This window comes from Corallococcus sp. AB032C (assembly GCF_003668935.1).
GTDB classification, from domain to species: Bacteria; Myxococcota; Myxococcia; order Myxococcales; family Myxococcaceae; genus Corallococcus; species Corallococcus exiguus.
Genome location: NZ_RAWP01000205.1, coordinates 1 through 6319, shown reverse-complemented (window position 1 = coordinate 6319; position 6319 = coordinate 1). Strand labels below are relative to the sequence as shown.

The 6319-nt window shown below is 69.5% G+C and carries 7 protein-coding genes; all 7 read right to left on the bottom strand.

What is annotated here, in order from left to right:
* Positions 1–32 precede the first annotated feature (32 nt).
* Complete coding sequence (epsW, locus tag D7X99_RS41125) at positions 33–440, bottom strand: exopolysaccharide biosynthesis response regulator EpsW (protein WP_120579627.1); 408 nt, start codon at positions 438–440, stop codon at positions 33–35.
* A gap of 23 nt (positions 441–463) precedes the next feature.
* The gene (locus D7X99_RS43325; RefSeq protein ID WP_167508149.1) at positions 464–640 is read right to left on the bottom strand and encodes a hypothetical protein; all 177 of its coding nucleotides are present in this window, start codon (positions 638–640) and stop codon (positions 464–466) included.
* A 10-nt stretch (positions 641–650) separates the two neighbouring features.
* Positions 651–1961, bottom strand: a complete 1311-nt coding sequence (gene epsX, locus D7X99_RS41120; protein ID WP_121782486.1) for an exopolysaccharide export protein EpsX — start codon at positions 1959–1961, stop codon at positions 651–653.
* A 3-nt stretch (positions 1962–1964) separates the two neighbouring features.
* Positions 1965–2600, bottom strand: coding sequence for an exopolysaccharide export protein EpsY (epsY, locus tag D7X99_RS41115; protein WP_121782485.1), 636 nt, complete (start codon positions 2598–2600; stop codon positions 1965–1967).
* A 14-nt stretch (positions 2601–2614) separates the two neighbouring features.
* The gene (gene wzx, locus D7X99_RS41110; RefSeq protein WP_211484540.1) at positions 2615–4168 is read right to left on the bottom strand and encodes an exopolysaccharide biosynthesis flippase; all 1554 of its coding nucleotides are present in this window, start codon (positions 4166–4168) and stop codon (positions 2615–2617) included.
* A 114-nt stretch (positions 4169–4282) separates the two neighbouring features.
* Positions 4283–5755 (bottom strand): exopolysaccharide biosynthesis polyisoprenyl-phosphate hexose-1-phosphate transferase EpsZ, encoded by a 1473-nt coding sequence (gene epsZ, locus D7X99_RS41105; RefSeq protein WP_171805612.1) that lies wholly within the window; start codon positions 5753–5755, stop codon positions 4283–4285.
* A gap of 293 nt (positions 5756–6048) precedes the next feature.
* The coding region (locus D7X99_RS41100) for a formate dehydrogenase accessory sulfurtransferase FdhD (RefSeq protein ID WP_169849928.1) at positions 6049–6319 on the bottom strand (271 nt) is incomplete at its 5' end.

The following is a 6319-nucleotide window of genomic DNA, read 5'->3' as shown; positions in this document are numbered from 1 at the left end:
GGCGGAGCGAGGCGTGCGTGGGGCGGGCGTGGTCACGCGTTGCCCCGGGGCGCCGCGGCCTTGAGCACGTGGCGCACGCGCTTCTCCAGCTCCTCGGGCGTGAAGGGCTTGCCCAGGTAGCCGTTGGCGCCGGCCTCTTCCGCGTAGGCCTTGTCCTCCGGCAGGTTGCGCGCGGACACCATCAACACCGGCACGTGCGCGATGGCGGGCGTGCGGCGGATGTGCTCGCAGACGTCGTAGCCGGACACGTCCGGCAACGTCAGGTCCAGACACACGAGGTCCGGCTTGAGCTCGCCGCTCGCCAGGTACTCCATGGCGGCCTTGCCGTTGGGCTGCTCCACCACGTTCTTCACGCCCATCTGCTCGAGCATGTCACGCAGCATGACGCGGAACATCGGAGAGTCCTCCACGAGGAGGACGGTGAGCTGTTGGAGCTCCATCACGTCTGACGCCTTTCCTTCCCTCACCCGAACCCGTACCTGGGAACGAGGACGAGCACGCCATATGCGTACGCCATGTTGAAGAGGGCCACCCACAGGATGGCCTTCTTCATCCCCCTCCAGGGATGCGCATCGCGCGCGGCCGCTCCGGGCAGCGCGATGGTGGCAATGAGGACGGACAGGAGGATGAGCTTCGCCATGGCGGGAGCCTCAGAGGATACCCGTTTTCTGGACCGTCAGTCCCAGCGTCGCGGACCACACCGTGCGGGCCGCCTCCACGTCGGGCGAGCGAGTCCATGCCGCGCGGGTGTCCACCTCCAGGGTCATCCACCGGTTCACCGTCCAACCCGCGCCCACCCCGCCCACCACCTGCCGGTCCCCCACGGCTCCGCCTACCGCGAAAGCGCCGCCACCTGTCCCGGAGAACCGGAAGCGCGGGCTCAGCGCCCAGGTGCCGTTCAACGTCAGGTCGGCCCGCGGGTAGACGAGCCCCGTCAGCCGGTCCACGAAGGGCGTCACCCGCGCGGCGAGCCGGCCGTTGAAGTCCGCTGTCCGCGACGGCACCCGGTGGGACACCGCCAGCGTCAGGTCCGGGAGCAGCTCCAGGCGCTGCGGCGGATCCTCCACGGGCGTGCCCCCGACCTGGAAGGTCGTCAGCCGTCGCCCACCTGACGGGGTGACTCCGGGCACATCCGGGTCATCCGTGGGGTCGTCCTCCGTCGCGCGCACGGAGTACGCCACGCCCACGCCGACCCCGGCCTCCACCGCCGTGCGCCGATCCAACCGGTGCGTCCAGCCGCCGGTGAGCGTCGTCACGGTGGCGCGAGCGCCCGTGGAGAAGCGCGAGTCCGAGTACGCCAGCGTGGTGGAGAGCGTGTGCCGGGGCGCGGGGGAGTTCCCCAGGGACAGCTGCGCGCGAGGGCCGTACTGGAAGGGAACGGCCTCCTTCGCCGTGTCGTCCAGGCCGCCGCTGGCGGAGAAGCCCGCGCTGCCGGACAGCCGCCAGCCCGGGCCCAGCCACACCGTCTCCGCCGCCAGCGTCGTCAGCGAGGACAGGAAGAACACCGTGTCCACGCCCTCCGGCAGCGGCTGGATGGGGAGGGCCGGCGTGTCCCCGGGCACCGTCGGGTCGTCGTCCAGGCTGCCGCCCAGGGGCAGGTTGGTGAAGAGGTTCACCTGGCCCAGCACGAACTCCTGGGTGCCATGCAGCGTGAGCCCGCGCGAGGGACGCCAGTCCCCCAACAGCCGCCCCACGTGCTGCACTTCCGTGCGCGGGTTGGTGGTGGCTTCACGGAAGGAGATGCGCGGCGCGTACTCCACCTGCGCCACCGCGCTGCCGTCGTTGTACTTCAGGCTCACCGTGGGGACGATGTCCATGTCCGCCGCCAGGGGGGACACGGCCTCGCCCGTGGCCTGCGCGTCCATGGAGCGCGCGCGGGTGTCCACGCGGGCGGCTGCGCCGTACGTCACGGAGGCGGAGGCCACCTCCAGCCACAGGCTCGCGAGGGCCGCGTCCAGCACGGGTTACTCCACCACCACCACGTCGCCGGGGCGCAGGCGGAAGGCTGCCGCTCGGCCTTCGCCACGGATGATGTCGTCGTAGCGCACGCGGATGCGCGTGGGCTGCTCCGCCTGCGGGTCGTCCCGGCGCAGCACGAAGATGCGGTCGCGGTGGGCGTAGTCGGTGAAGCTGCCGGCGGCGCCCAGCGCCTGGAGCAGCGTCGCGCCCGGGTCCAGCACGTGCGCGCCCACGTTGGCGACCTCTCCCAGCATCGTCACGGACATGGGGCGCGCTTCCTCCAGCGACACCGTGACGACGGGGTGGTTGATGAAGTCCTTGAGCCGCGTCTGGATCTGCTGCGCCAGCAGGGCCGGCGAGTGGCCCGCGGCCTCCACGTCGTCCAGGAACGTGAGGCTGATGTTGCCGTCCTCGCGCACCTTGGCGCGCGTGGTGAGCGCCTCCTGGCCGAAGACCTTCACGTTGAGCACGTCGCCGGGGACGATGCGGTAGGCGGCGTCCGACTCGGTGGGCTTCTCCTGGTAGTCGTTCACCCAGGTGTACTTGCCCAGGCCGCTGCACGCGGGGGCCAGCAGCAGCAACCCGGCGCACGCGAGCGCGCGGGAGACGGGACCGCGGAATCGGGACGGGCGGGAAGGCATGGCCTGGGGGTTCCTCACGCGGCGGGAGCGGCCGGCACGGCCACCTCGGCACCATTACCACCGCGCTGCTTCGCCATGCGCACGACCTGGAGCAGCTCCGAGGGACGCAAGGCGCCGGTGCCCAGCACGCCCGCAACGTAGGCGGAGGCCGTCAGCCCCAGCCGGGGCCACGCCTGCATGCCCGCTCCGGACAGCACCCGGTCCAGGACCACGCAGCCCACGCACACCGCGGCCGTCTTGGCCACCATGAGCAGGGAGCGCCGGTCGAAGGAGTTCCTCCCCATGCGGCTGAGGAAGAGCACCGTGACGATGACCTCCGTGAAGAACATGGAGAGCGCCGTGGCGGTGGCGCCGCCGGACGGGCCGATGCGCCGGAACAGCCACGGGATGAGCATCAGGTTGAGGATGGGGTTCACCACCGCGCCCATGGTGGCCGCCAGCGTCACCCACCACTCCTTGTTGGACATGGTCAGCCAGATGCTGCTGACCATGGTGACGTAGGCCATCACGAAGATGGGGGACAGCACGCGCAGGGGCAGCGCCGCGGGCTCGAAGCCGGGGCCGCACATCAGGCGCACCCACAGGTCCGCGCCCAGCACCATGGCCATCATCACCGGCACGGTGAACGCGAGCACGCCCTCCAGCGAGCGGCGCGTCAGGTTCGACAGCTCCTCCGGGGAGCGGGCCGCCGCGCGCGACATCATGGGCATCAGCACCCAGCCGAAGATGGGGGAGATGAGGAAAGTGAGCCCCGCGATGCTGAACGCACCGCCGTACCAGCCCACCTCCTCCTTCGACGCGAGCTTGCCGAGGAGCGTCATGTCCGTGCGCCCGTTGCACGCCAGCGCCGCCGCCGTGAGGAAGAACGGCAGGCACGCCTTCATCACCTTCTTCGTCGCCGTCAGGTCGACGCGGAACTTCAGCCCCAGGTGCTCCTTCGCCAGCTTCCAGCTGATGATGAGCTTCACCGCCTCCGACAGCACCATGGGCACGGCCAGCCACTGCAGGCCCACGCCGAACGCGGCCATCAGCGCCAGGCCGCCGCCCCACACAATCTTGGTGATGACGTTGGAGACGGACAGGCCCGCGACCTTGCCCTTGGAGTGCAGCAGCGCGGCCATGGACGCGTTGATGACGATGAGCGACTGGGCCACCGCGAACCACTGCACCAGGTGCTGCACCTCCGGAGGCTCGCCGGTGTGGTGGAGCACCAGCGCCAGCGCCACCATCAGGATGAGCGTCATCCCCAGGCGCAGGAGCATCGTGGTGCCAAAGAAGTCGCTCGCGTGCTCCGGCCGGACGGGGACCTCCTTCCTGATGTACGTCTCCAGGCCCAGGTTCGTGGCCACGAAGAACGTGGCGGCGAACGCCTCCGACCAGTTGAAGTAGCCGAACGCCTCCGGGCCCAGGTAGCGCGGCATCAGCGCGCGGATGCCCAGCGCGATGGCGTACGTCACCATCAGCGAGCCTCCGAGCTGCATGGTGCTGCGGACCGCGCCGCGCACTTCGTTCGCACGGGCGCCGTCGTCGACTTCAGCGGAGGGGGAAGTAGGACTGTTCACGGTCATGGATGACGCGGGCCTTCAGGGGCTGCTGCGCACTCAAGGGGAGGAAGGCCCGCCCCATGGAAAGACGAACGGGCCCGGCGCGTCAACGCCGGGCCCGGAATGACACCCCGGTTGCTAGCTTGCTCCGCGACCGGTGATGACCACCGGCACCGTCTGCAGGAGCAGCCGCAGGTCGCCGGTGAGGCTCCAGTGGTCGATGTACTGCATGTCCAGGTACATCCACTGCTCGAAGGAAATCTGGTTGCGGCCGGACACCTGCCAGATGCAGGTGAGGCCCGGGCGCACGGACAGGCGGCGGCGCTGCCACGTCTCGTACTTCGCCACCTCGCTGGGCACCGGCGGGCGCGGGCCCACGATGCTCATCTCACCGCGGAGCACGTTGAGGAACTGGGGCAGCTCGTCAATGGAGAACTTGCGGATGAAACGACCGATGCCGGTGATGCGCGGGTCGTTCTTCATCTTGAAGACGGGGCCGGTCTGCTCGTTCTGCGCGGCCAGCCGCTCCTTGAGCTCCTCCGCGTTCACCACCATGGAGCGGAACTTCAGCATGTAGAACGGCTTGCCGTGCTGACCGGTGCGCAGCTGCTTGAAGAAGATGGGGCCGCGCGAGGTGAGCTTGATGCAGGCGGCCACCACCGCGAACAGGGGCAGCAGGGCCCACAGCGCCACCGCGGACACGGCGATGTCGAACAGGCGCTTCATGGCCATCTGGTGCGGCTTGGGCGCCACCGCGGCGAAGTGCAGGTAGCCGTCCGCCACCGCGCGGGAGTCCACCGGGCGGGCGCGGTCCAGGCGGAACGAGTGCGCCGGCAGCGCGAACGGCACGCCGAAGCGCTCCGCCAGCTTGATGGCCGCCTGCATGGACTCGCCCTGCTTGAGCGTGTTGCCCGCGATGTAGACCTCACTGACGGGCAGCGTGCGCAGCAGGCGCTCCAGCTCGTCCGCGGGCCCCAGCACGTCCGCCGGCAGGCTGTCGCCAGAGGCGTGGTCCGCGGGGAAGCGCACGTAGCCCAGAATCTTGTGACGACCGCGCTTGAGCAGGTCCTCGCCCGTGTAGCGGCCCATGGCGCCGGTGCCCACGATGAGCACCTCCTCCGTGGGGGCCTCCTGCGAGGCCACCTGGCGGAAGACGCCCAGGCGCAGCAGCAGCGCCACCGGCCAGAAGATGAAGAGCAGCGGCGCCAGACCCACGTGGGCCGCGGTGGGCATCGCCAGCTCCAGCACCGCCTGGATGGTCACCACCGCCAGCGTGGTGACGGACACCAGCGCCACGTGGTCCAGCTTGCTGCGCTCGGCGAAGCGCGAGTCGTACAGGCACAGCGCCGTGCCCGTGATGAGCCACACCAGCACCGCCGTCACCACCATGCTGGGCAGCTCCCAGCTCATGGGGAACGTCAGCCCGCCGCGCATCCAGGCGGAGCCCAGCAGCACCGCCACCAGCAGCGCCACGTCCACGGTGAGGTTCAGCTTCGCCGCGAAGCCAGGGGCCAGGCGCGGCGGCTCGGTGACCTCGGCCGCGGCCGTCACCTCCGTCGCCCCGGAAGCCTTCACCTCGGCGCTTGCAGTCGCACTGCTCATCGTGTCCACCCCCCTCTGCTCACGTCCGGCTCTTGCAGAGGATACCGTCTAGACTAGAAAAGTTTAACCAGGAGGAAATGCAAGATTGCCAAATAGTGCGTCGCGGCGCAACCACTGCTCAGCAAGAAATACATGACAACAGGTAAAAACTTGGACACCCATCCCAGCCGTCGGGTGTGAGTTCCCTTCCGGAGACATTGAAGTCTGATGGGTCCATTGGATCCCACACTGACTTCCATGTGACCCGGCGGGGCCGCCGACTGCATGTACGATGCCGGTCTGACGTTTGGATGGCTGCCCTCTTATCGAGATGCGTCATGGCGGAAGTCATGAGGAAATCCCGAGGGTTGAGGATGGAGCTCCAGGCGTTCTGTCGCCGTGTAGACGTTGCAGCGGCCGTTCCTTGAGAACGCGGCGAGCGTCACGCCAGCACGCAGGGCCAGGTCGATGGCCAGGGAGCTGGCGGCGGACACGCTGACCACGACGGGGATGCGGGCGCGGGCGGCCTTCTGGACGATTTCGAAGCTGGCGCGGCCGCTGACGGCCAGGACCGTGGGGGCGGCGGGGAAGGGC